The sequence below is a fragment of the Vibrio sp. MOR3 genome (assembly GCF_001557775.1).
In the GTDB taxonomy this organism is placed as follows: Bacteria; Pseudomonadota; Gammaproteobacteria; order Enterobacterales; family Vibrionaceae; genus Vibrio; species Vibrio jasicida.
In genome coordinates this window covers 283868-306995 of sequence record NZ_LNRD01000004.1, presented here as the reverse complement: position 1 = coordinate 306995, position 23128 = coordinate 283868, and the positions used below count along the sequence as shown (strand labels likewise).

The following is a 23128-nucleotide window of genomic DNA, read 5'->3' as shown; positions in this document are numbered from 1 at the left end:
CATCTCAAAGGCTGGGTCATAAAAATTAGATTTAGGGAAATATTATGTCTAATTCGATCACCGTTACATCTGATGACTACAACAACATCTGTCGATTACTGGATAACATTCCGAATTTCACCGACGAGCTGCTTAAATTAGAAGATGAAATTGACCGCGCATTGATTGTCGATGCACACGAGATCGACAACAATATTGTCACGATGAACTCTAAGGTGACGTTCAAATTCCTTGGTGAGGAAGAGCATATTCAGAAAGAGCTCGTTTACCCAAACCAAGTGAAAGATAACTCTCACATCTCCATACTCGCGCCGATTGGCATGGCACTTATCGGGCTGTCTGTCGGTCAACGCATCGATTGGATACTGCCAAATGGCAACAAGAAAACCATTGAGATCTTGGATGTCGTTTTTCAACCAGAAAGAAATATAGAGTAGAGATAATCCAACGAGTAATTTCAATCATTAGCCATCACTCCTTACCAGAGTGATGGCTTTGTGTTTGATTACACTTGTGGTTTTGTGCCTTCCGCATTAGAAAGCACACAATCCATTTGAACTTTGGCACCTAGCGCGATGTTAGACACAGCAATCACGGTTCTTGCTGGCAAATCGCCATCAAAGAAAGTGGCGTACACCTCGTTGATTGCATCAATATCAGCGATGTCAGTCACTTGAATATTGACCTTAACCGCGTCATTCATCACGTGACCGATGCTCTCAACGATCGCTTTAATGTTTTTCAAACATTGCTCAGCTTGCTCTTTAGCCCCACCTTGAACCAGTTCATAACTCAGAGCATCCATCGGTAGTTGCGCAGAAATGTGGTTATAGTGAGAAAACGCCACAGTTTGCGTTGCAAGCGCATCAAGAGGTGCATTCAGCGTGTTGTTTGCCTTAATCACAATGCCATGGCGATCTTCAACTTCTTGAGGCGGCGTGCCATCACCATGAGAAATCACGGCATCAATTTGTACTGCAGCGCCCATTGGCAGCGCTGAAGCTTGAATAACCGAGCGAGCAGGCATGTAAGCCACGGCTCTTGCGATCGCCGAATCTGGGAAGAAAGTACGGTACACTTCGTTCACTGATTCAATATCTGCTAGATCTTGCAGGTAAACGGTCGTTTTTACGATGTCATCTAGCGGAACATCAATGCTCTCTAGAATGTTCTTGATGTTTTGCAGACATTGATGAGTTTGTTCTTTTACGTCACCTTCGACCAAGTCTCCTGTCGCTGCATCTACCGGCAACTGTGCGGAGATGTTGTTGTAGTGCGAGAATGCGACCGTTTGTGTAGAAATCGGATTGGTCGGTGCTAGATCAGTATCACGCGACACCTTGATCAAGTCACATGGCTTTTGGGGTGTTGTCCCCTCTCCATTAGAAATAAGCGCATCCATTTGTAGTAACGCTCCTTCAAAAGGCACCGCCTCAATCGCCAGCACTGTGCGTGTTGGTAGAAGGTTAGTAAAGAAAGTCGCATACACCTTGTTTACTTCTTCAACGTCATGAATGTTGGTCAAGTAGACATTTATCTTAACGACATCATCCATTACATGATCAATGCTCTCTACAATTCTTTTAATGTTCAAAAGACATTGTTTGGCTTGCTCCTGAATACCACCGTCAACAAGCTGGTTGGTTTGAGGATCAATCGGAAGTTGAGCGGAGATATTGTTGTAGTGAGAAAACGCAACACTTTGCGTTGAATGGCTGTTAAGTGGTGCAGTTTCTGTGTTTCTAGAGCATTTAATAATGGTGCCAGTCATTTAATGTTACCTTTAATTAATGATAAAAGTATTTAACTTACGTGAACATCATTGAGGCTAGAAAGGAGAGCTATCAGCTATATTTCATTGCAATTTAATATAGAATAATAATAGAGTTAACCGCTTCTGTTATATCCATCTTTTAAACCATAGATAAATAGAGCTAAGATCAACAAAGAAGCGGTGATAATCAGAATCGTTCCTAATATATCGATTTTATTTAAAGAGAAAGTAATCATTCCGGATAGGACCCCAACAAGGATGACTAAATCAATTAATATGCCTTTAAATATTTTCATACCTCTCCTTTCACAAACAATCACATCGTAAGTAAAACTATAAGATTATGCTGATTATTTAGACGCAATTCATTACAACATGCGCGCATTATGTTTAATTTTTACACGCTTTACATTTCAAGTTTCCCATTGCCTTGATGCAGCTTTTCCTACTCAAAATTTCATCTCTAATATCATTAATAAAATGAAACCAAGAAGAACAGAAAAAGGCTTGCATTTGATTTTATAAATTAAACAATTAAGTCATAATGTTTTGAAATAATAAGAAATATTTCACACCCACTTGTCGATATAAACTCCTATTTGATAGAGTCCACTCGCTCATATGAATTGAGTAACCTACTCACAAATAACTTTATTCCGCTCTTGCACAACTTAGCCCTATCCAATTTTGGTTAGGGCTTTTTTTGAGGTAGAAAATGAACTTAGAAAGGATTGACTATTCATCGATTGAGGACTTTGAGATTAGGTTAAAGCCCTTCAATGCCACATACTGGAACAAGATATTAAGTTTTCTCAATTCTATTGATGATGTCACCTCCTTTTCTTGCGATTCAGAAGACAACGTCTTTGTCGAATTAGACTCAAGCTTACTCTTCTACAACTGTGAAAATTCAAATAAATACAAGTTTAATTTCGATAACGTTTTTATTTGTCAGTTTAAGTCTATCGCCAGTGATGGGTATAACATCCGCTTATATTCGAATGGTGTTAATTTTTTATCTATTTAACGGATAGTAAGCCAAAAAAAATATGTACGAGAAAACAGATAAGTTATGTCCAAATTGCTTTCGTTGGCTACTAAGAAATACAGCCAAAGGTGAGATATATTGCCCCGACACTATCTCATGCAGAGTGAAGGGGTCACTGAACGTCCCTCCATTAGAAGTCACTAAAGCGAGGCTAAGGAAAACCTTAGTTAACGAAATTAGAAAAGACAGACAGCACCAGAACCTAACGGTGATCAACCGAATTAATAAGCTCTTGAGCTAGAAAATAACAAAAGAAGTGCTTTCACTTTGAAGCACTCACTAAAACTTGGATAAAGCGAGCAATCTCGCCCAAACCAATACTGATGAACACGACCACCACCGAGTATGCACATGCTCGGTGGTGCTACTTTATTTAAGCCCTAACAACGTAGAAAACAAAAGGACAAACAACAGATGAAAACTGTTATTCATGAAACCCTACTACGCTTATCTTCAGCCCCACAAGAGTCTCATGTTCAAATTAGGCAGGAGCTTTACAACACTCTAAAACTGCCATTCGAGAAGCAGTTAGCACTATATACCCATGTTCTTGGTCCAGTAAGTTCCGGTCAACTGTCCAGCAACCAAAGCTTAACCAGAGCGGTAGGCGATGCGGAAAGAATCATCCTAAGCAACAAATAATCGATAACGAGGAATAAGCTTTCTCACGCCCTTAACCAAAAAAGTCGGCCTCACCACTTTAAACGGTGAGGCCGACTTATATAGCAGAGTTATCTCCATGACCTTGGGATTCTATCTCGCCTTATTTCTTTCTAAGTACGAAAAACAGAATAAACATAGATCCAATTGCTGAAGTCATCAGACCTATGGGTAACTCCTGACCGGGGATCAGCACTCGGCTCATTAAGTCACTGGCTGAGAGCAGCATCGCGCCAATAAAAGCACATAAAGGCAATAGATAACGATGACTTGGTCCGGAAAATGGTTTCGCAAGATGCGGCACGATGAGTCCAACAAAGCCAATCACGCCGCTTAAAGAGACAAAGATCGCTGTAGAGAGTGCCGATAAGATAAACACGGTCACGCGGAGGAATTTTACGCTTACACCCAGTGAGTTACTGGTGTCCTCATCCACCAACATGGCATCAAGCGAACGCCAGCGCAACATGGTAAACAGTGCGAGCAAAATAACCCCAACAGAGGCAAACGGCAGATTTTCCCATTTTGCCAGCCCTAAGCCTCCCATCGACCAAAAGAGAATATTACTCGCCGAACGTTGATCGCCGGTATAAATCAAATATCCAGTAATGGCACTGAACAGGAACGAAACCGCCAATCCAGATAAAATCAGGCGCTCAACTCCTTGAGACTTTTGCAGAAAGAACACTAGGATGACCGAAGCCGCCGATAAGGTTGCCCCAGCAAATGCTGCCACAGGTAAAGACCATTGACCTAACGCCAAATCGAAATGGCTAATAACCGCAACAACGCCAGCCGATGCACCTGCAGATAACCCGAACAAGAATGGATCAGCCAAGTCGTTCTTAGTCACGGTCTGCAATAGCGCCCCCACCATAGCAAGCCCAGCACCAACTAAAATCGCAAGCAGAAATCTAGGAATTCGAATCTCACTCAAAATAACGTTGGTCATTGCAGGTAGCGAGGCGTGGTCAAAGGTAAAAAACTGATAAACCGAGGAAAAGGGTATGTTTATTGTTCCGTAAGAGAGCGAAAGGAACAGTATGACCGATAGCAACATCAGGCTTGCCACGATAGCAAGCCAAAACTTTACATTCGAATTACTCATTAATCACGATACCAGCCTCGGGATGGAGCTTGGCTGCAATCTTCTTGATAGCAACCACATTGTTGGGACCTGGCGTCAGCTCACTGTACTTCAACCGCAAAAATTGACCATTTTTCACCGCATTCGTTTGGCGCATTAGAGGGTTATCACTCAGAGCTTTTATCGAGCTGTTGATCGCTGCATCATCTGAGCTGCCATAATCCACCAAAATAATCATATCGGGATTATGAATGGCGACTTTTTCCCATGGCGCGGTGCCCCAACTAAAGTTTTCGTTGCCCATCACGTTGACGCCACCAGCCGCTTTGATCAGCGCATGAGGCATGGCAAAGCGCCCACTGGTAAAGGGCTGATCAATGCCTGAATCGTAGAGGAACACTTTCTTGGTTGGATAAGCGGCTACCTTTGACTCTATGTCTTTGAGGTCTTTCTTCCAGCCCTCGACTAAGCTCTGTGCTTTATCACTCTTATCAAAGACTTTGCCCAGCTTAAGGACATCGCCGTAAAGCAGTTCCATAGAAGCTTCTTGTTTCTTCTTAGTGATGTGAGCGCAGCTTTCGCTGAGGACCAGCGTCTTTACAGCAAAGTGCGCCAAGTTTTGTGGCGTCAGATCCGAGCCAAATTTAAGACCGTAGTTCCAACCAGCAAACAGGAAGTCTGGATTCTTTTCTAGTAAAGGTTCTAGCGTTAAGTAACGCCCAGAGATTTCGGGAATATCACCTAAGTCTGCCTTGAACTGATCGGATACTTGATACCAACCTGTAATACCATTTACCGCCACCATGTTAGGTTGTAGCCCCAATGCGAACGCCATTTCCGTCATATTGAGGTCTTGGAATACCGCGCGTTTTGGTGCTTGTTCAAACGTCAACACGTCCCCGCAGCTTTCAACACTGACTGGGTAATGTGGTTCCGTCGGTGCATTGGTGTTTGCGTAAACAGAGACAGATAAAAACAACGGCATCAAGCATATTTTTTTCACGGTAACTCCTTAATCTATTTCAAAAAAACGGATCGCTTTTCCTGTTGTAGGATGTAAGAAATGAAGGGTATTCAAATCAAAAGTATCTTTTATCCAGTGAGCGTTGAGCGTGTTTTCGACCGTATCGCACACCTGCATTTTGCCTCGATTAATGATCATCACTTGGTCGGCAAAGTATTCGGCAAGGTTTAAATCATGTAACACGGCAATCGTTGTAATCTGCTTATCCTTAACGATTTTGAGGAGCTCTATTCTCGCTTTAGGGTCTAAGTGATTCGTCGGCTCATCTAAAAGCAGCAACTTGGGCTCTTGCACCAACACTCGCGCTAAGTTGACGCGCTGAAACTCTCCACCAGAAAGCTGCCCAACTTTTTGCTCTCTTAACGTCTCCAGTCCAAGCTCAGCGATCACACGGGTAATGCATTCGTTGTCGTATTGGCGTGTGGAATAGTGAAAATGAGGAAATCGCCCCAGAGAAATATAATCAAGCACTCTCATTTGTGGGTCGACGGTATTATTCTGCCCCATAAATGCAATATATCTTGAACGCATTTTATGGTTATAACTCGAAAGTGGTTTTCCCAGAAAAATCAATTCACCAGAGAATATATTCACCGTTCCCATAATGGTACGAATAAAGGTCGATTTTCCGCACCCATTAGGACCAACAACCGCTAAGAACTCTTTCTCTTTTAGACTAAAGCTAATATCCCTAACTAACTCCGTTTTAATGCCCAGTGACAATCCCTTAATGGTTAACACTTCTTTCACATTAATAAGCCTTGCTAGTTAATATTTAGCCATTATCAAATAAAAAAAACCTTAGTCAATAAAAACAGAAAATAAAAAATATGTTTTTAATTATGATTTAGAAATATATTCATTTTACTTAGAAATAGAGCCCTATCCTTTATTCATGTGAAACGAATAGCAAAGTTAATTGAAAAACTACTATATCAAATAGCTAAATTTTCAATCGTGATAATAGATATGAAGTATAGAAAAGTAATTGACTGTAAAACGATAACGCTCAGAGAGTTTTATGTGGAACATCATTACATAATATATCTCTCTGAAGCCAAAGGACTTGTGTCCATCAATGACAGTAAGATCGCCATTACCTCCCCAACTATCTTGATGATTCCTCAATACAGCCGAGTTTGGTGTGACTTACGCAGCGAGAGCCCGACACAGTGCATTGAGGTTCAAATACTGACTGTATCAAACCATACGATCGACTCTCTGATTGCTAAAGTTCCACAGCGGGCATTTGGTGCCAATAAGATCTCTTACACTATCAGTGACAACTTCGAGATAAAGGACAGATTCAAAATATTAAAAGAGGGGCATGACACCTTAAGTAACCACGTTTTAAAGACGTTACTGGTTGAGGAGACTCTGTTTTTTATATTCTTAACAATGAGTTACTATGAAATGGATATTGTTCGAATGTTCAAATCCGATCATTACCAATCAAAGCGAGAAGTCATCACTCGGATGATAAGCCAAGATCCGACTCATAAGTGGCAAATTGAGGAAGTCGCCAGCAAGCTGTTCATCTCCTCTTCCACGCTAAGAAGACACTTGAATAAAGAAGACGTCTCTTTCAGCCAATTGCTGTTAGACGTAAGAATGGGCATTGCACTCAATATGCTGACGTTCACTTCCTACAATGTCAGTGAGATCAGCCATCGTTGCGGCTTTGGTAGCTCGGCTTATTTCTGTGATGCATTCAAACGAAAGTACAATCTTACGCCCTCAAAGTTCAGACAATATTCTAGAGAAAACAACGGTTCATCACTGCTGACACTCAAGTACTAATCACTCCCTCATAGCCAAACAAACACAATCGAAGCTCATAATCCACAAAACCTAAAAAAGCCCAATATTGGCGTTAATATTGGGCTTTCTATTATGTTTATAAGAACTGAAGCTTAGCCTTCCACTTTCGCTGGCTCGCCTTTGAACTTGTTTAGCACGGCAGTATGCAGACCATTCTGATATGCCACCGCAACGAGTACAATCACCACACCGATTGACTGCAATAGCGTCACCGACTCACCGCTTGTAAATGGTGCAACAAGAACGGTAGTAATTGGGCTTAATAGCAATAGACCTGCAACAACGGTTGGGTCCAAGTTTACCGAACCAATTTGTACAAATACCCAAGCAACCGCATGACCAACAACACCTAAGATCACAATCCAGATCCAGTTGCTCATATTAATCGCATCACCCGCAATCGAACCATCAGCCGCTGATAGTGGCAGTTTGCCGTCGACAAGAACACCCGTGGTAATGTTGAAACCGTGCGTCGTCGCCATAACAATCGCAGCAGGGATAAGCTGAGCAAGGAATACCCACATCAGTGGCTGGAAGTAGCGACCTGCGTTCAGTGTGCCCGACTTACGGCTAGTGTAGAGGTATAGCGCGTAACAAATACCCGATTTAATACCCAGAATCGTACCCACTAGCGCAATTGGATAGCCCCACATGGTGCTTGGACCTTCGGATGGACCGCCTTCTAGAACACCACCCGCTAGAACAATACCGAACAACATAATCGGTACTAGGAACCAGAAGCTTTTCTCCGGCTTAAACTTATCAAACGTCATGGCAAGCAATGGCATGATGATGATCTGTAGGTTAAGCAAGATAGATGAGATGCCCGCACCAATAAAGAAGATCGCAAAGTTCCAAGAGGTCATATCAAGACCAAGGAAAATACCAGCGACGATAGCGAGTGCAAAACCTGATTTGTTAATTAAGCCTTTCTTTTTAATTTCAGAGACAGCAAAAGGAATTAAAACTAAGAAACCTACTAAACAACGTAAAAACGCGTTGGTTGCTGGTTCAAAGTTGGCCTCTTTTACCATGATGGCAGAAAATGCTAACGCAATAATACCAATCATAATAAACATATAAGCAAGTGGTTTGCTCATTTTATTTTCTGGTCCAGATGTGGACGCGGTTCTAACTTCAGACATAAATAGCCCCAGAATGTAAATAAAAGTAATATTGGATTTTTTAATTAACGCACATTGTTATTTAGCAAAATAAAAATATGCATTAATAAGCCATACCAGTACTCAATGACTGGTATGGCTTAATTAATACAGAGTTAAATAATTTTCGTAGGGAGACGCTAGGGTAAATATCGTTTTTATATTAAAAGAAGATTGATGCTATCTACGGTCAGGCAGCATGCCTTCTTTCAAAATAAAGCGAATAATATCTTCTAAACCAACACCGTCATGTAAGTTCGCGAAAATAAATGGACGATCGCCACGCATCTTCTTCGCATCACGGTCCATAATATCGAGAGACGCGTGTACATATTCAGCAATGTCGATTTTATTAATGATCAATAGATCTGACTTAGTGATACCCGGACCACCTTTACGTGGGATCTTGTCGCCTGCAGACACATCAATAACGTAAATCGTTAGGTCAGACAGCTCTGGGCTGAATGTCGCAGCCAAGTTATCACCACCAGATTCGATCATCACTAGCTCAAGGTCTGGATGACGCGATTGTAAGTCGTTCACCGCCGCTAGGTTCATCGAAGCGTCTTCACGGATAGCAGTATGTGGACAGCCGCCTGTTTCTACGCCAAGAATACGATCCGATGGCAGCGCGTCATGCTTGAGCAAAAAGTCCGCATCTTCACGGGTGTAAATATCGTTCGTTACAACCGCGATGTTGTAATGATCTTTAAGTGCTTTACACAATTTACGTAGCAGCGCTGTTTTACCAGAACCAACAGGACCGCCTACACCAACACGTAAACACTGTGTCATATTAATTTTCCTTTTGTTCTTTAAAGCAAATTAGCTTCGAAATAGTCTTGAATATTGCGTTTCATGTTTTGCACTTCCTAGCGCTAAGCCAGGAAGCGTTGGACCTAGCTCCCAATCCTCTAAACTGAGGGCAGATTCGACCGCTTCAACAAGCTTAGGTTGCAGTCGAATGCACAGACGCTGCGCTGCAGTATGCCCCAGCGGTAGTGCTTTACATGCCACCGCCAATTGGTTTTCTAACCATCCCCATGCAAAGCCAAGCAGGCTCTGCCGAACAGGAATATGGTTAAGCTGCGTAACCCAAGCAAACATGGTCACGTATCCAGGTTCTTGAAGCTGTTTTGCCCCTTCAACATGCAGCTGAGGGTGCATTTCAAGATTGGTCAGTAAGTCTATTAATGCTTGACCAAGACGAATGTCTTCTTCACATAACTCAGAGGTTTCGCGATTCGCTAACAGCCAATCGTTCCAAAACGTCACTTCTTGGCAATCACGATTCGCCCACGAGTGATACAAGCGCGCTAGCACAGGTAATTCGCAACGCGCTAAACCGTCATCAAGCACGCCTTCTAGCCACGCACCAAGCTCTTCTTCGTTTTTCACCCAACCAAGCTCAAAAGCGCTTTCTAGCCCTTGCGACCAAGCAAACGCACCAATAGGAAGTGCTGGGCTAATAAATTGCATCAAACCAAGTAGTGCTAGATCACCGACTTCACGATCAGAAGTATTAGTGTTCATGCTGATGCCCGTGGTGATGGTGACCATGAGAATGATCATGAGATTGCTCACGACCAACATGTGCGTACGCACCGGATTCTGGGTCAAAAGGCGCTTGATGGTGCGTCAATGTTGCGCCAAGCAGCAGTGCCAATTCTTCAAGCACATGGTCCGGCGTCATTCGTACCCAACAACGTCCGTCTTCATCCTGACCAACCGCGAGCAATGTGTGGCGGTTGCCTAGGTGATAACAAAGGCGAGCGAGAGGAAGCGTACCGTTGATGTAAGCCGTCGTGACAGGTTCGTTCGCAGCATGGACACGAATCACTTCACCCGTTTTCGCTTCTAGCAGGTCGCCATCACGTAATACTGGTCCACGATCGAGAAACAAACCGACATCATGTCCCTTTTCCGTCACTCCTTTAAGGCGTCCTCGGATACGCAGCTCATAAGGAAGAATAAGACTATCGAATACCTCACATTCCGTATTGGCATCTAATCGTTTTGTTAGTTCAAGCATTGCAAGCCCTTACTGTTAATTAGAACAAATGGTAGCGTTGAGCCAACGGAACTTCTGTTGCTGGTTCACACGTCAATAGAACGCCGTCTGCACTTACTTCATAAGTTTGTGGATCAACGGTCAGTTCAGGACACACATCGTTGTGCTTCATGTCTTGTTTGGTCTTGTTACGAACGTCTTTACACGCAACAAGCGGGCTGTTCAGACCCAGCTTTTCTTCTAGACCTGTGTTCATCGCAGCTTGGCTAACAAACGTCATGCGCGTCGCTGACACTGCGCGACCTAGTGAGCCAAACATGTTGCGGTAGTGAACTGGCTGAGGCGTTGAGATCGCCGCGTTTGGATCGCCCATCGCAGCGCCTGCGATCATGCCACCTTTCAAGATGATGGATGGCTTAACGCCGAAGAATGCTGGTTTCCAAAGCACCAAGTCAGCGAATTTACCTACTTCAATCGAGCCCACTTCGTGTGCGATACCGTGAGTGATGGCTGGGTTAATGGTGTATTTCGCGATGTAGCGCTTCGCACGGAAGTTATCTGCGCCAAGATCTTGGTCTTCAGGAAGTAGACCGCGCTGGACTCGCATCTTGTTTGCCGTCTGCCAAGTACGACATACCACTTCACCCACACGTCCCATTGCTTGTGAGTCTGATGACATCATCGAGATCACGCCCATATCGTGAAGAATGTCTTCTGCGGCGATACTTTCACGACGAATACGAGAGTCTGCAAACGCAACATCTTCAGGGATGTTTGGATCTAGGTGGTGACACTCCATCAACATATCCAAGTGCTCATCAACGGTGTTGATGGTGTAAGGGCGCGTTGGGTTTGTTGAAGAAGGCAGTACATTTGGCAGTGCACACGCTGCAATGATATCCGGAGCGTGACCACCACCCGCACCTTCAGTGTGGTAGGTATGGATACAACGATCTTTGAATGCAGCCAGCGTATCTTGTAGGAAGCCAGATTCGTTCAAGCTATCTGAGTGAAGCGCAACCTGAACATCGTAGCGATCTGCAACATTCAAGGCGTTGTGAATACATGCAGCAGTCGCACCAAAGTCTTCGTGGATCTTCAGGCTCATCGCGCCAGCTTTTACTTGCAGCTCAAGCGCTTCAGGCGTACTTGCACTGCCTTTGCCCAGTAGACCAATGTTCATTGGTAGATCATCGACCGCTTGCATCATCTTGCCAATGTGCCAAGGACCCGATGTGCTGGTTGTCGCTAGACTGCCTGTTGCAGGACCCGTACCGCCGCCAATCATGGTCGTTACACCGCTCATCAGCGCTTCATCAATCTGTTGCGGACAGATAAAGTGGATGTGTGTATCGATACCACCTGCGGTTAGAATTTGGTTCTCACCTGCGATAATTTCAGTACCAGGACCAATGATGATATCAACATTCGGCTGTACGTCTGGGTTGCCCGCTTTACCGATAGCTGCGATACGACTTTGCTTAAGGCCAACGTCAGCTTTAACGATGCCCCAGTAATCCATGATGATAACGTTAGTAATAACCGTATCCATTACTGCGTCATCACAACGCTGGCTCTGACCCATACCGTCACGGATTACTTTACCGCCACCAAATACGACTTCTTCACCGTAGTGCGTGTGGTCTTTTTCAATCTCAATCCATAGCTCTGTATCACCCAGACGGACTTTGTCGCCCGTCGTAGGACCGTACATGTCTACATACGCTTGTCTAGAAATCTTCATTACTGTTACCTTTACTTAGAATTGTTATCTAGTGAGCCCATCACGTCGCCACGGAAGCCGTAAACTTGACGTAAGCCAGCGAACGGAATCAGCTCCACTTCGCGGGATTGACCTGGTTCGAATCGGATTGACATGCCAGCGGCGATCGCTAGGCGGTGACCGTAAGCAAGCTCTCGGTCAAAAGATAAAGCGCGGTTCGCTTCAGCAAAGTGGTAGTGCGAGCCAACCTGAACAGGGCGGTCACCCGTATTAGAAACTTTCACTGGGATCGTTGTGCGGTCAGTACACAGCTCAATGTCATCCGCTTTTAGTTGGTATTCACCTGCAAACATGGTGGTCTCCTTAAATAATCGGGTTATGCACAGTCACTAGCTTTGTGCCGTCAGGGAAAGTTGCTTCTACTTGTACTGTTTCAATCATTTCAGCAATGCCAGGCTGAACATCAGCACGAGTTAAAATTTCACGACCTGCACTCATCATTTCTGCAACGGTGCGCCCTTCACGTGCACCTTCCATGATTGCGCAGCTGATCAGCGCAACAGATTCTGGGTAGTTCAGCTTGATGCCTTTTTCTTTGCGTCTTTCAGCAAGCAGACCTGCAGTGAACAAAAGTAATTTGTCTTTATCTCTAGGTGTTAATTCCATCGTTTACTCCGTTTCATGATTTTCAATATAAAATCGCGTTATTAGGTGTTTAATAAGGCGTTATAATTCGATTTTGATTAAGTCAGCCAGATTCTTGGTATCACCGGTTCCATGCCAATAAGCATCGGACGCAACACCTCTCTCGCTTGTTGGAATAAGTCCCAAACTTCGTTTCTTTCGGTACCGAGATAACGAATGACCAACACACCACGTCGCTCACTTACCGCCCAACGATCGGATGCTGGCATGTGCTCTCGAAGCGCTAAAATGGCTTGTTTTGGATCGTCTAGACCCACCGCCCACATATTGGCGTGAACCGTTGAACCACCTTGTCCCCACTTACCAGTAAAACGCGGATGAGTCGGGTCGACCGTTTGTCTTTCAAGCCACAGCGGTTTGCCATTTTGGTAGAGGTTAAATTGTTGAGTGATGCACCCACTTTCGAATGGCAGCTCACTGGCAGGTCGCCCAAGAACGGTAATTTCCCAGCCAAGACACTTGGCATTTGTACCCAAGTTGATCGTGCAAGTTTGGTCACCAATAGAACCATCAAAAGCAATCGACTCTTGAGGAAGCCACTCTAAAATGGCGTTATCCTCAACATCCAAGTTGGTGTGTTGTTTCCACGGCACCAAGTTGCGGTCGGCTTTGTACAGCTTGTTTGCGGCAGGGGTTGTCACTAAAGCGTGAGCGTCACTTTGTACACCAATGTTGAAGTTCAGCTCGTCGCCACTCACCAAGCCACCAGGCGGGTGCAGAATGTAGACATGGCAACAGCCGTCTTTGCCCTCAGGATAGAAAGGTCTTTGGACAATCAAGGGACCAAAGTGTCGTAGGGTATTTAATCGCGTGATACTGGAATTACCTTCAGCATGCACACCAAATTTTAATGTCAAAGACGCTAACCACTGACGATTGAGACCAAAACCTTGTTCAACACGAGGTGTATGGGTTTTGTCAGTCGTTGTCGTTTGGAAATCTGTCATATGAACATACCTTTCTACCTACCTTTAAATAAAAAATTAGGATTAAAATGCTTATTACTGTTTCACTGGTAACGAGTGAAATAGGTCAAACTTCAACGAATAACGCTGAATAGGAATAGAAATCACGAGTAATAAATAACACCTAGTGAAAAAAAAGAGGCTTAATAATTCTCTTCTTTAATTTCACCCATAGCGTCACTATTAATAAAATTACACAATTACATGGATTTCTATATCGATGCTGTAACGAATGGACACAATATACAGGAATCAAGCGGAGTCTAAATTAGACATTTTGCCCAAAAGATTACAATATAAATGTCAGTATCACTTCATTATTAATGGAATGTTTAAAACTATTTCTGCGTTACTAAATAAAAAATATAAACAGTGAATTTACTCACAATTTCTATCATTGCTAAACGATGAGATAAGAGTGAATTACCGGAAACCAATAAACTTAAATAATGGATTTTCTGAAGCGGCTTCTGAACTGCTGAGGTGTGGTAAGTTTATTTTTTTTAAACACAGTGCAGAAATAGGCGGAGCTCTTAAATCCACTCAGGTTGCTTATCTTCAATATGCTGAAGTTACTAAACTTCAGATACCGAATCGCGACATTGAGCCTCACCTCGTTGAGGATGCAAGAGAAAGACTTCTGCTCTGCTGATAATCCTCTCCTCAAGGTAGAAATGCTGGTCGCCATAGACAAAGCCGCCGCCTCAAGCGTCCAATGCTTCCTCGGTTCACGCATAAGCAGATTGGACAATCTCTCAGAAACCGACAGATCAGTTTTCATGTTTAAGACGATATTGATGTCTTTGTTTTCCAGATGTAGGTGAATCAGAAGGTCAACCACACTCTGTCTAAGCAGCGCTTTGTTCAACCGCCCCATACAACGGTGCCCATCAACGACCCGATTCATTAAAAAGACATCACAAAAATCTTTGTTATGAGCTTTTAAGAAATTTCCGCCATCACTCGAACGACACAATTTTCGATTCCTCTTATCAAAGATAAACTTGTTTAACTCGTAAAGGTCTCGCTTAATAAAGCCAATATCAAAATCATTTAAGCTAATGAAGTCTAATTCAGACTGCTCAGTTAACTTTGATATATTAACGTGAATAAACGAGTTTTTTGGAATGATAATTAAGCTATTGTTAAACTCCTGAATGGGAGAACCATTAATAGTAATGTCTCCTTGATAACCTGAGACTCTGACAAATATGGTCTTTTTAGTTCTGTAATTGTGTAGTCTAAAATTGCTGGCATTAATACTATGAAAAAACATTGCTATCAAATAATTAACATCTATATACTGTCAAGCATACTAGCAAGATAGTCGATTCTTTGTGCGACATGTATAGGTAATCAATCCATAAGTGAAGTTATATGACTTCAAATCTAAATCACTCCCCTACCCTTATAGAAAACTGGTCGCAGTGCCATCGTGAAGATGGCGTGATTTGATAGGAAAAGATGACCGCTCCGCTAAAAGCACGAAACTCAACTAGCATAGCAAGTACTTCTTGGTGTTAGCCTCAGTTAGGCTTTTGACCACCCCTTCTTCTTCAAGCAGAGTGAGCGCTTTTTCAATAGGCAGTCTTAACAACCCTAGCTTTATCATTAACGTATCGACCGATACCGAAGTGTCGCCGATGGATGACAAGCACTGAACAATGCAATTTCTGGTCTTACGCTTTGACTCGTAGTTGCTGATAAATCGCCTTTTGACGGCAACCTCCTCTTGCTTGCTCTTACATTGATTACCCAAATCCATACGAAACCAATTTAAGTCTTCCAATAACACGTTATATGGGTCGCCCAAGTTATCAATGACAACGAACTGATCATCCGTTGAGTTGATCACGGTGTAATCCACACCTTCCGATATTCTTGTCTCGCTCGGTGTTTTAATACTCGAGTAAAAGCGAATGGTGTCACCAAGCAAGCTATCACTCTCTTTCTCCAACTTTCCCGTAGCGACAGCCAAGCCAGCATCAATCAACTTATAGAACTCACGCACGATTTTGTGTTTTGGCTGATAGGCACAGTCCAAGTTCAGCTCGCAGGTTGCACAGTGATAATGACATTTACATTGGACGTAGGATTGGTTGGAACCATCATAGACCCAGTTATTGCGATAATTAATGTAATACATACTGCCCAGAGCCGTGTGGATCACATTCACCTTGTTATTTTTTACCAACCGACTCATGGTGGTAACGAGCATCTCTTGGTCATAAACACCCTTGATATAGAGGTTTTGAGAAAGCTCTTTTAGGCTCACCTTCTGCTCAGAGTTAAATAAATAACCAATAACTTGGTTCTCTAAAGCATCAAAGGCATCGTTTTCTTTTTCCTCGAATTCTTTTTTGAACTTTCGGACTAAGATTTTCAGTTTATCTTTAGCAAGACGTATCACTTGAGCCTTGGAGATATCATGTGTTGGTTCTAACAAGGAATAGAGCTCAAACCCCGCGCCTTCAAACTGTAGGGTGCGACATAAGCCTTGCCTTAACGTTCTAATTTCTTTCTTTTTTCTCCCATCCACAGCATGAATACGCAAGATAAAGTGATGAATCTCTTTCGCAAAAAATACCAATTTCATAATCATAATTTAAAAATAAAGACCTGAAGAGCTCACTAGCATTTAAAGTGAGTGTTAGAAAAATCGGCGAGGTTAAATACGCCAGAAACAAGGAGACAAAACGACCACAATGGTTAGGATCTCCAAGCGTCCCATCAGCATTCCGAGGCTCAAAATCCACTTTGCTGCATCTGGTAGTGTCGAGAAATTGCCAGTAGGACCAATAATGGAACCTAGACCAGGACCGACATTCGCCACCGAAGTAATGGCACCGGACAAGCTCGTGACAGGGTCTAAGCCTATGATTGCCAATAACATTGCGATAAAAATAATGGTTAATGCATAAACAAAAGCGAATGCCGTTACACCTTGCACAATACTGTCTGACAAACGTGCTTTGTTGTAACGCAAGGTAAAGACACCAGAAGGGTGTACCAGTTGGAAAACCTGCTTTTTAAGGAGTGAGGTCGCTATCTGAATTCGGAAGATTTTGAAGCCCCCTGACGTTGAGCCAGAGCACGCACCCATCAACAGAACGAAGCAAAACAAAATGGTTGGTAAACTCCCCCAACTGGAGAAATCGTCTAATGCAAAACCCGTGGTGGTCATCACCGTAACGATATTAAAGGTCGCAATACGAATCGCGTCGATAAACGGGTAATCGAGCTTCAATGCCAACCAGCAAGCAACAACCAAACTCAACGCAACCACCAACTTAAAATAGGCTCTGATTTGCGCGTCTTTCACTAAACACGACAGACTCTTTTGGTTGATTGCTGCCACAAACTGAATGAATGGCATACCACCCGCAAACATAAAGATGATCGCCACCCAATGAGCCATTGGCGAGAAGCCGTTCATGGAGGCATCGGTCGTTGAATACCCTCCGGTAGATACAGTGGTCAGTGCGTGGTTTATCGCATCAAATACAGTCATGCCAGATAGCAAGTAGCTCATCACACAAAGAAAAGTCAGCAGCAGATAAACAGACAGAATACTCTTGGCAACACTCTTCATTCGAGGTGCACTTTTTGTTGACCAATCAGAGGATTCGGTTTGGAAGAGTCGCATCCCACCAACATTGATCATGGGTAGAATAGCGATAGCCATCACGATGAACCCTACGCCACCAAACCACTGAAGCAGCGAACGCCAAAGCAATATGCTGGGAGCCATGTTATCAAGACCAGCAAGAACCGTAGACCCAGTCGTGGTGATACCAGACATGGTTTCAAAATAAGCGTTGGTGAAGCTGATTTCATTGATGAACACAAAGGGAAGTGACGCAAACGCGCTGCCTAGAACCCAGACTAGCGTGGTGATCAAAAATGCATCTTTTACCTTGAGAGCGATTGATGTTTTCCCGCCAATCGCCACGCACACTAATCCACCGATATGGGTAATGATTGCTGATAAACCAAAATCTAACGCCCCTTGAGTCCCTGTCACTACAGCCATCAAAAATGGGATATACATAAACAATGCGAGTTTAGATAACAGGAATCCCAAAACGAGAAACACTGGTTTATAGCTAATCATTAAAAATCAGTTCATTTATTCTTACCAACAACTTTATTATTTATTCAATTTTCCCAATTAAATTCAATTGATATATAAGGTTAAATCAATGACCGATATAATATGAGCAAAAATATAAATAATGCTATTTATTAGGGAGAAACATCAAAACACAATAGGCAGATCGCGCAATGACTTATTCTTATCGTTTCGTTACATTGAGATAAACAACTGACTAAAAACAATCTGACTTAATATTTATAACTTTATGTTTCTGCCTAAAAAGATCCCTCTATTACCGAGTTATTCGATGTCGAGTAACTGCTATATAAACACAGACTTTTCATCCCCCTTGAGCAATTGCAGTGAAAAAATTAAAATTACATCATGTTTAACAACGGTTTATGTCAAGTTATACAAAACCACCACTGATTTATATCTCTCGAAGTTTTGTTTGCCATTAAGCTCCATCATGAGCAATGGACTCATCAATTCACTCGACATTCTGCTCAAGAAAAATGACGATACTCTATCTTCCATGGATAAAGATTTACTAACCCATGCCATCTACTTTTTTAGGTCTCAGTTCTCAAACTAACGCTGAGCTACCATATAACCATCATCTTTAGACATTGTTTTCTTTGGAGTTTTTTCTGAACTCCTGAGGCGTTACACCATACTTCTTCTTAAAGATCGTACAAAAGTACGCCGAGCTATTGAAACCACTGAGTTCACTGATTTTTAAAACGTTGTATGAAGTGAACGTTAAGTAGTTGATGGAGATACCTAACCTTACATCATTGAGAATGTGCGAGAAGGCTCCTCCTTCCTTAGAGAGGTTTCTACGTAACGTAGAAGGGCTGGTAAACATACAACTCGCCGCCAAGTCTAACGTCCACTTCTTCGTTGGTTCAGACATAAACAGCTTGGCTAAACGAGAAGACAACGATATGTGATAATCACTGTTAAACAATATGCTGACATCCACACCTTTTTTATACAGCAGTAATACCAAGTGAAAGATACTCTGCTTCAATGCGATATTTTTAATGCTTTTCAGCTTTTGGCAATTATTAAGTTGTCTATTTGAGTAAAAAATTTCGCACAGTTCTTTACTCTTATACAGAATAAATGACTCATTCTTGTTTTTGTTTAAGATGAGGTCATTAAGCTTTTCGAGCTTCACCTTCATCTTTTTGATGTCAGTCTTGTTGAGAGTCACTACCTCAAATGAGTTCTCATCCCCCTGCCTAAGCAGATCGCACTCCACCATCGCCCCTTCTGGGATAACCAGTAAGCTATTGTTAAACAATGGCACTTCGTTTCCGTTGATGGCGATGAACCCTTGGTAATTGGAGATCCGAACGAGTAAGCTCCTTTTCGAACGGTAGGGCTTCAATGTGACTTTCTTTGATTGAACTTGATGGAAAAACATATGCGAATAACCTGATGCTTTTTTCTGAGAGTATCACTCCTCCTACTGAAAACATCGTGAGCCATAATCAATGAGATATTTTCAAAATAATATGATGGTATTTCTACATTTCGTATTTATTGGTGTATTTTCTGGTAAAAAAATGCAGTTAACATGATAAGCGGCTGTTTATTATAGAAAACAGACAGAAAATCCTGCCCTTGTTATTTAATAACTTATAATAACAACCACTTAGTTATTCGCTTATTCGATATAACACAGCTAGGTTGGTACACTATCTGGGTTTCTGTTTATATTTTTTAAATCATCTGATGACATACCACATTTATCGAAGGAATTATGGAGCGAATTATTCGATTTTTTACTTTCGGACTTTGGGGAACGAAGGAAGAGCGACACCTTTCAAGAAAGATCAATCATTCTTACACATCATTAAAAGTCGTTGGCAGGGGGACCGTGTTTATATCTGCCAAAGAGGTTCATCAAGACCTAATGACGAACAATATTTATGAAAGAGCTCGGTTACTCGTTGAGGAGAAATAGTTGTTTTTGTTGCTAATCTTACCAATCTTGGTAAGTGGTTTTTTGGTTTGTCATATCCATCCGTTCTATCGATACAAGGTACACCGTTATGAAGGGCAGTACCTGTATTTAAAAAGCGCAAACTTAGGCATGATGTGTTTGTTTATCGCCTTAGGCTTAGTCTTGATCGTTAATCGCCACGCGTATTTTTTCACAGCCATCACACATGTCGCTCCGATAAAATGGTTGCCTGACGCATTATTTGCACAGACGCCTTATGAGTTCACATCGAACCTACTCTATGAACTGGATGCCTTTACCAATCAAGAGGTAATCAATCTCACCTGGGTAACCATGATTACGTTTTCGATGTTGCTTGTGCCTGTGTTCTGGTCTCTACTCGCCTACATCAAATATTGCGTTCGCTACATGACGTTAAGCCCAAAAGAACGGCTTAATGCGAGAGTCTTTTCCGACAGCTCACTGGATGACTTTCTCTTTAAGTCTGCGTTAGAAAAAGGGGACAAAATGGTCATGCTGACACTGTCGGATAGAAGGTTATATGTGGGGAAAGTACTCAGCTTAGGCGAGCCCAACGAAGCGGAAGGACTCAACCAAGAGATATCGATAAAGCCGGTAATGAGTGGGTATCGAGACAAGGGTACGCTAGAAGTCCATTTTACTAAGCACTACGCCAACACTGATGCCAATGCCGTCACCATCATAAAGCAAGATCTGATCTCCTCAGCTTGCGCTTTTAGCTTTGCAACCTATGAGAAATTGCATCGAAAAGGCTAAAACTTGTGAAAGCGTATCACCACACCTTTGGTTGATACGCTTATCATGCATCTACGCCAGCTTTACGTTTAAAAGAAATTGCTCTAGTGAACCGATTCCCGCCAGCTCAAAAATCTGATTAAGCACGTTCTGATGGTAATTGTGCATATCAAGGATTTCCTCAATCACCTCTCGATCCAAACTCCCCAGAAAAATGCCCGCTAATATCGTGTCAAACCAGCGGAAAGTACACCGAGCGACGACGTTTTTTACGTTAAGTTCATTTGCCCTAATCGTAATGTCTAGCAGCAGTTGGTACTTATAAAAATACAGCTCACTGCCATATTCCTCCGTAATAGGGAACGCCTCCGCTTCCTCGCCAAATATCAACAAGCAATCTTCTATCATTTCTTGATGCTTGGTTTGCACATTGCGTTTGAAATTACTGACTTCCACACCCAACCATGAACCGACCAGCAAGATGTAGCTGTCCATACCTTGGAGGCTCTCAAGTGCTTCCTGCTGCTTTTCACAGATGGCCTTTCTCACCGCTGGCACTTTAGCCTTCGGGCATAAACCACGCCAAGCAAGGTCCAATAAAGTCACAAGCTCATTGGGATCTTCCTGATCCGAGTAATAAAAAGTAGAACGGTTGATGAAGCGATCTGCCAAACGTTGATGTTTATCCCTGTAGAGGTGAATCAGACAAGCATCCGTCGTTTTACAATAAGCTTCACAAGGTATAGAAACATAGTGTGATTGGACACGGTTGACTTGGTAATGCGTGTTCTCGCACGAGTGTCCCAAAATACGTTTTAAGAGGCCCATAAATCTCCTAAAGACCTACAAGAGGTTGATATCCTTAACAAACAAACTTAATGGTGACTCTGCACCCTAGCACGTTCGTTTTTTATTTGGGTCTCATACCGGAAGTTGACGGTTTTTCACTGTAACTTGCTTGAGAATCTAAAGGAGAGAAGCCTTGCACCACAACTCATTCAAGAGAAGAAGTACGTCAGATCAAAAAAGCCAGTCTCTCGGGACTGGCTTTGTTTTGTGGAGCACGGCTGGTTACTTAATAAATGAAATACAGCCTTGCAGAATCACTAGGTTAACGATGTCGATAAAGAATGCGCCAACGATAGGCACCACCATAAAGGCTTGTGGTGATGGACCGAAGCGATTAACGATGGAGCCCATGTTCATGACTGCGGTTGGGGTTGCGCCCAGACCAAAGCCACAGTGACCACTTGCGATGACTGCTGCATCGTAGTTGCTGCCCATCACACGGAACGTTACGTAGTAAGCGAAGACCGCCAGAATCACCGATTGCACTGCCAAAATGATGAGGAACGGGATTGCCAAATCAAAGATGTTCCACAGTTTTAGGCTCATTAGCGCCATCGCTAGGAACAAAGACAGCGAAACCGTACCAAGAATATCAACCGTCTCGACATCCACTTTGCGAAGTTTGGTCACTTCCATGATGTTGGTGATCACCACACCAATAAACAGCGCGTAAACAAAGTCCGGAATCATCAACCATTTGATGCCAAAGCTGCTCACCCAACCTTCTAAGTAGCCAGCACCAGTGACACACAGCAGGATGATCGACAAGCTCTCGACCACTTTCTTCGCCGTCACGCGGTCTTCTTCGTGCTCGTTGTAAGTCACCAATTCAGGGAAACGCTCGTGAGTCTGGTTGGTGCGCCCGTATTCAGATTCAAGGTTGTGCTTATCAATTAAGCGCTGCGCTACTGGGCTGCCGATGATGCCACCAATCACCAAACCAAAGGTAGCGGATGCCATTGCCACTTCTAAAACGTTGTGCAAGCCGTACATGTCTTGGAAGGTTTGCGACCATGCTGCGCCCGTACCGTGACCGCCCGATAGTGTTATAGAACCGGCAATCAAGCCCATTAGCGGGTCTAAGCCGAGCGCGGTTGCCAAAGAGACACCGACCGCGTTTTGGATAAGAATGTACACCGATGCCACGGCTAAGAAGATAAACACCTTAGCGCCGCCTTTGATCAACTGGGAGTAGTTCGCCGCTAAGCCAACGGTGGCGAAAAACATCAACATGAAAGTGTTTTGCAGCGGTAAATCGAAAACTAAATCCACGCCATTGAAGTGCATCGCGGTGATCGCACATGCGACAATCAAACCACCCACGATTGGCTCGGGAATATTGAATTTCTTTAAGATCGGTAATTTAGCGTTAACGAATTGTCCCAAGAACAACACACAAATAGCGACGAGAAACGACTCTTGTGGACCGACAGAAATGACCTGATTCATAAAACCTCTTTGCCTCCTTTTT

23 protein-coding genes are annotated in these 23128 nt (G+C 43.1%); 4 read left to right on the top strand and 19 right to left on the bottom strand.

What is annotated here, in order from left to right; genetic code table 11:
- Nucleotides 1-44 precede the first annotated feature (44 nt).
- The gene (gene rnk, locus ATB76_RS11155; RefSeq protein ID WP_038869817.1) at nucleotides 45-437 is read left to right on the top strand and encodes a nucleoside diphosphate kinase regulator; all 393 of its coding nucleotides are present in this window, start codon (nucleotides 45-47) and stop codon (nucleotides 435-437) included.
- 68 nt (nucleotides 438-505) lie between these two features.
- Here rnk and ATB76_RS11150 read toward each other — a convergent pair whose 3' ends face one another.
- Complete coding sequence (locus ATB76_RS11150; RefSeq protein ID WP_045422915.1) at nucleotides 506-1771, bottom strand: Rid family hydrolase; 1266 nt, start codon at nucleotides 1769-1771, stop codon at nucleotides 506-508.
- A 116-nt stretch (nucleotides 1772-1887) separates the two neighbouring features.
- Nucleotides 1888-2070, bottom strand: coding sequence for a hypothetical protein (locus ATB76_RS11145; protein WP_061035200.1), 183 nt, complete (start codon nucleotides 2068-2070; stop codon nucleotides 1888-1890).
- A 1166-nt stretch (nucleotides 2071-3236) separates the two neighbouring features.
- On the opposite strand from ATB76_RS11145, the gene ATB76_RS11135 reads away from it, so the two are divergent.
- On the top strand, nucleotides 3237-3464 hold the full coding sequence (locus tag ATB76_RS11135) for a PAS factor family protein (RefSeq protein WP_038869823.1): 228 nt from the start codon (nucleotides 3237-3239) through the stop codon (nucleotides 3462-3464).
- 121 nt (nucleotides 3465-3585) lie between these two features.
- Here the strand turns inward: ATB76_RS11135 and ATB76_RS11130 are convergent, their stop codons facing one another.
- The 3 genes from ATB76_RS11130 to ATB76_RS11120 are packed head-to-tail and all read right to left on the bottom strand — an operon-like array spanning nucleotide 3586 to nucleotide 6343.
- A complete protein-coding gene (locus tag ATB76_RS11130) occupies nucleotides 3586-4590 on the bottom strand; it encodes an iron ABC transporter permease (RefSeq protein ID WP_038869825.1) in 1005 nt (334 codons plus the stop codon).
- Nucleotides 4583-5572: an ABC transporter substrate-binding protein gene (locus tag ATB76_RS11125; protein WP_102778978.1), complete on the bottom strand. Its 990-nt coding sequence runs from the start codon at nucleotides 5570-5572 to the stop codon at nucleotides 4583-4585. The genes ATB76_RS11130 and ATB76_RS11125 overlap by 8 nt, the downstream gene beginning before the upstream one ends.
- Nucleotides 5573-5581: 9 nt before the next feature.
- The gene (locus tag ATB76_RS11120) at nucleotides 5582-6343 is read right to left on the bottom strand and encodes an ABC transporter ATP-binding protein (RefSeq protein WP_038869828.1); all 762 of its coding nucleotides are present in this window, start codon (nucleotides 6341-6343) and stop codon (nucleotides 5582-5584) included.
- 273 nt (nucleotides 6344-6616) lie between these two features.
- Between ATB76_RS11120 and ATB76_RS11115 the strand changes: the two genes are divergently transcribed.
- Complete coding sequence (locus ATB76_RS11115) at nucleotides 6617-7393, top strand: helix-turn-helix domain-containing protein (RefSeq protein ID WP_227740549.1); 777 nt, start codon at nucleotides 6617-6619, stop codon at nucleotides 7391-7393.
- A gap of 113 nt (nucleotides 7394-7506) precedes the next feature.
- Here the strand turns inward: ATB76_RS11115 and ATB76_RS11110 are convergent, their stop codons facing one another.
- The 12 genes from ATB76_RS11110 to ATB76_RS11055 form a co-directional block, all read right to left on the bottom strand.
- Nucleotides 7507-8559, bottom strand: coding sequence for a DMT family transporter (locus tag ATB76_RS11110; protein WP_038869830.1), 1053 nt, complete (start codon nucleotides 8557-8559; stop codon nucleotides 7507-7509).
- 198 nt (nucleotides 8560-8757) lie between these two features.
- Nucleotides 8758-9372: an urease accessory protein UreG gene (gene ureG, locus ATB76_RS11105; protein ID WP_038869832.1), complete on the bottom strand. Its 615-nt coding sequence runs from the start codon at nucleotides 9370-9372 to the stop codon at nucleotides 8758-8760.
- Between the two features lie 30 nt (nucleotides 9373-9402).
- Complete coding sequence (locus ATB76_RS11100; protein ID WP_240538037.1) at nucleotides 9403-10149, bottom strand: urease accessory UreF family protein; 747 nt, start codon at nucleotides 10147-10149, stop codon at nucleotides 9403-9405.
- Complete coding sequence (gene ureE / locus ATB76_RS11095; protein WP_009696562.1) at nucleotides 10100-10609, bottom strand: urease accessory protein UreE; 510 nt, start codon at nucleotides 10607-10609, stop codon at nucleotides 10100-10102. Before ureE ends, ATB76_RS11100 begins: the two co-directional genes overlap by 50 nt.
- A 19-nt stretch (nucleotides 10610-10628) precedes the next feature.
- Complete coding sequence (gene ureC, locus ATB76_RS11090) at nucleotides 10629-12332, bottom strand: urease subunit alpha (RefSeq protein ID WP_061035199.1); 1704 nt, start codon at nucleotides 12330-12332, stop codon at nucleotides 10629-10631.
- Nucleotides 12333-12343: 11 nt separating this feature from the next.
- Nucleotides 12344-12664 (bottom strand): urease subunit beta, encoded by a 321-nt coding sequence (locus tag ATB76_RS11085; RefSeq protein ID WP_061035198.1) that lies wholly within the window; start codon nucleotides 12662-12664, stop codon nucleotides 12344-12346.
- A 10-nt stretch (nucleotides 12665-12674) separates the two neighbouring features.
- Nucleotides 12675-12977: an urease subunit gamma gene (ureA, locus tag ATB76_RS11080; protein ID WP_009696559.1), complete on the bottom strand. Its 303-nt coding sequence runs from the start codon at nucleotides 12975-12977 to the stop codon at nucleotides 12675-12677.
- A gap of 77 nt (nucleotides 12978-13054) precedes the next feature.
- Nucleotides 13055-13963 (bottom strand): urease accessory protein UreD, encoded by a 909-nt coding sequence (locus ATB76_RS11075; protein ID WP_045406481.1) that lies wholly within the window; start codon nucleotides 13961-13963, stop codon nucleotides 13055-13057.
- Between the two features lie 460 nt (nucleotides 13964-14423).
- Nucleotides 14424-15257: an AraC family transcriptional regulator gene (locus ATB76_RS11070; RefSeq protein ID WP_061035197.1), complete on the bottom strand. Its 834-nt coding sequence runs from the start codon at nucleotides 15255-15257 to the stop codon at nucleotides 14424-14426.
- A gap of 219 nt (nucleotides 15258-15476) precedes the next feature.
- The gene (locus ATB76_RS11065) at nucleotides 15477-16577 is read right to left on the bottom strand and encodes a hypothetical protein (protein WP_231570848.1); all 1101 of its coding nucleotides are present in this window, start codon (nucleotides 16575-16577) and stop codon (nucleotides 15477-15479) included.
- A 72-nt stretch (nucleotides 16578-16649) separates the two neighbouring features.
- Entirely contained in the window at nucleotides 16650-18095 is a 1446-nt protein-coding gene (locus ATB76_RS11060) for a TrkH family potassium uptake protein (protein WP_017189782.1), read from the bottom strand.
- A 604-nt stretch (nucleotides 18096-18699) separates the two neighbouring features.
- Nucleotides 18700-19392 (bottom strand): AraC family transcriptional regulator, encoded by a 693-nt coding sequence (locus ATB76_RS11055; protein ID WP_227741140.1) that lies wholly within the window; start codon nucleotides 19390-19392, stop codon nucleotides 18700-18702.
- 660 nt (nucleotides 19393-20052) lie between these two features.
- On the opposite strand from ATB76_RS11055, the gene ATB76_RS11045 reads away from it, so the two are divergent.
- Nucleotides 20053-20829 (top strand): hypothetical protein, encoded by a 777-nt coding sequence (locus ATB76_RS11045; RefSeq protein WP_038880092.1) that lies wholly within the window; start codon nucleotides 20053-20055, stop codon nucleotides 20827-20829.
- A gap of 51 nt (nucleotides 20830-20880) precedes the next feature.
- Here ATB76_RS11045 and ATB76_RS11040 read toward each other — a convergent pair whose 3' ends face one another.
- Together ATB76_RS11040 and gltS are read right to left on the bottom strand one after the other, a co-directional pair.
- Entirely contained in the window at nucleotides 20881-21636 is a 756-nt protein-coding gene (locus ATB76_RS11040; RefSeq protein ID WP_061035196.1) for a hypothetical protein, read from the bottom strand.
- A gap of 243 nt (nucleotides 21637-21879) precedes the next feature.
- Nucleotides 21880-23106, bottom strand: coding sequence for a sodium/glutamate symporter (gltS, locus tag ATB76_RS11035; protein ID WP_061035195.1), 1227 nt, complete (start codon nucleotides 23104-23106; stop codon nucleotides 21880-21882).
- Between the last annotated feature and the right edge of the window lie 22 nt (nucleotides 23107-23128).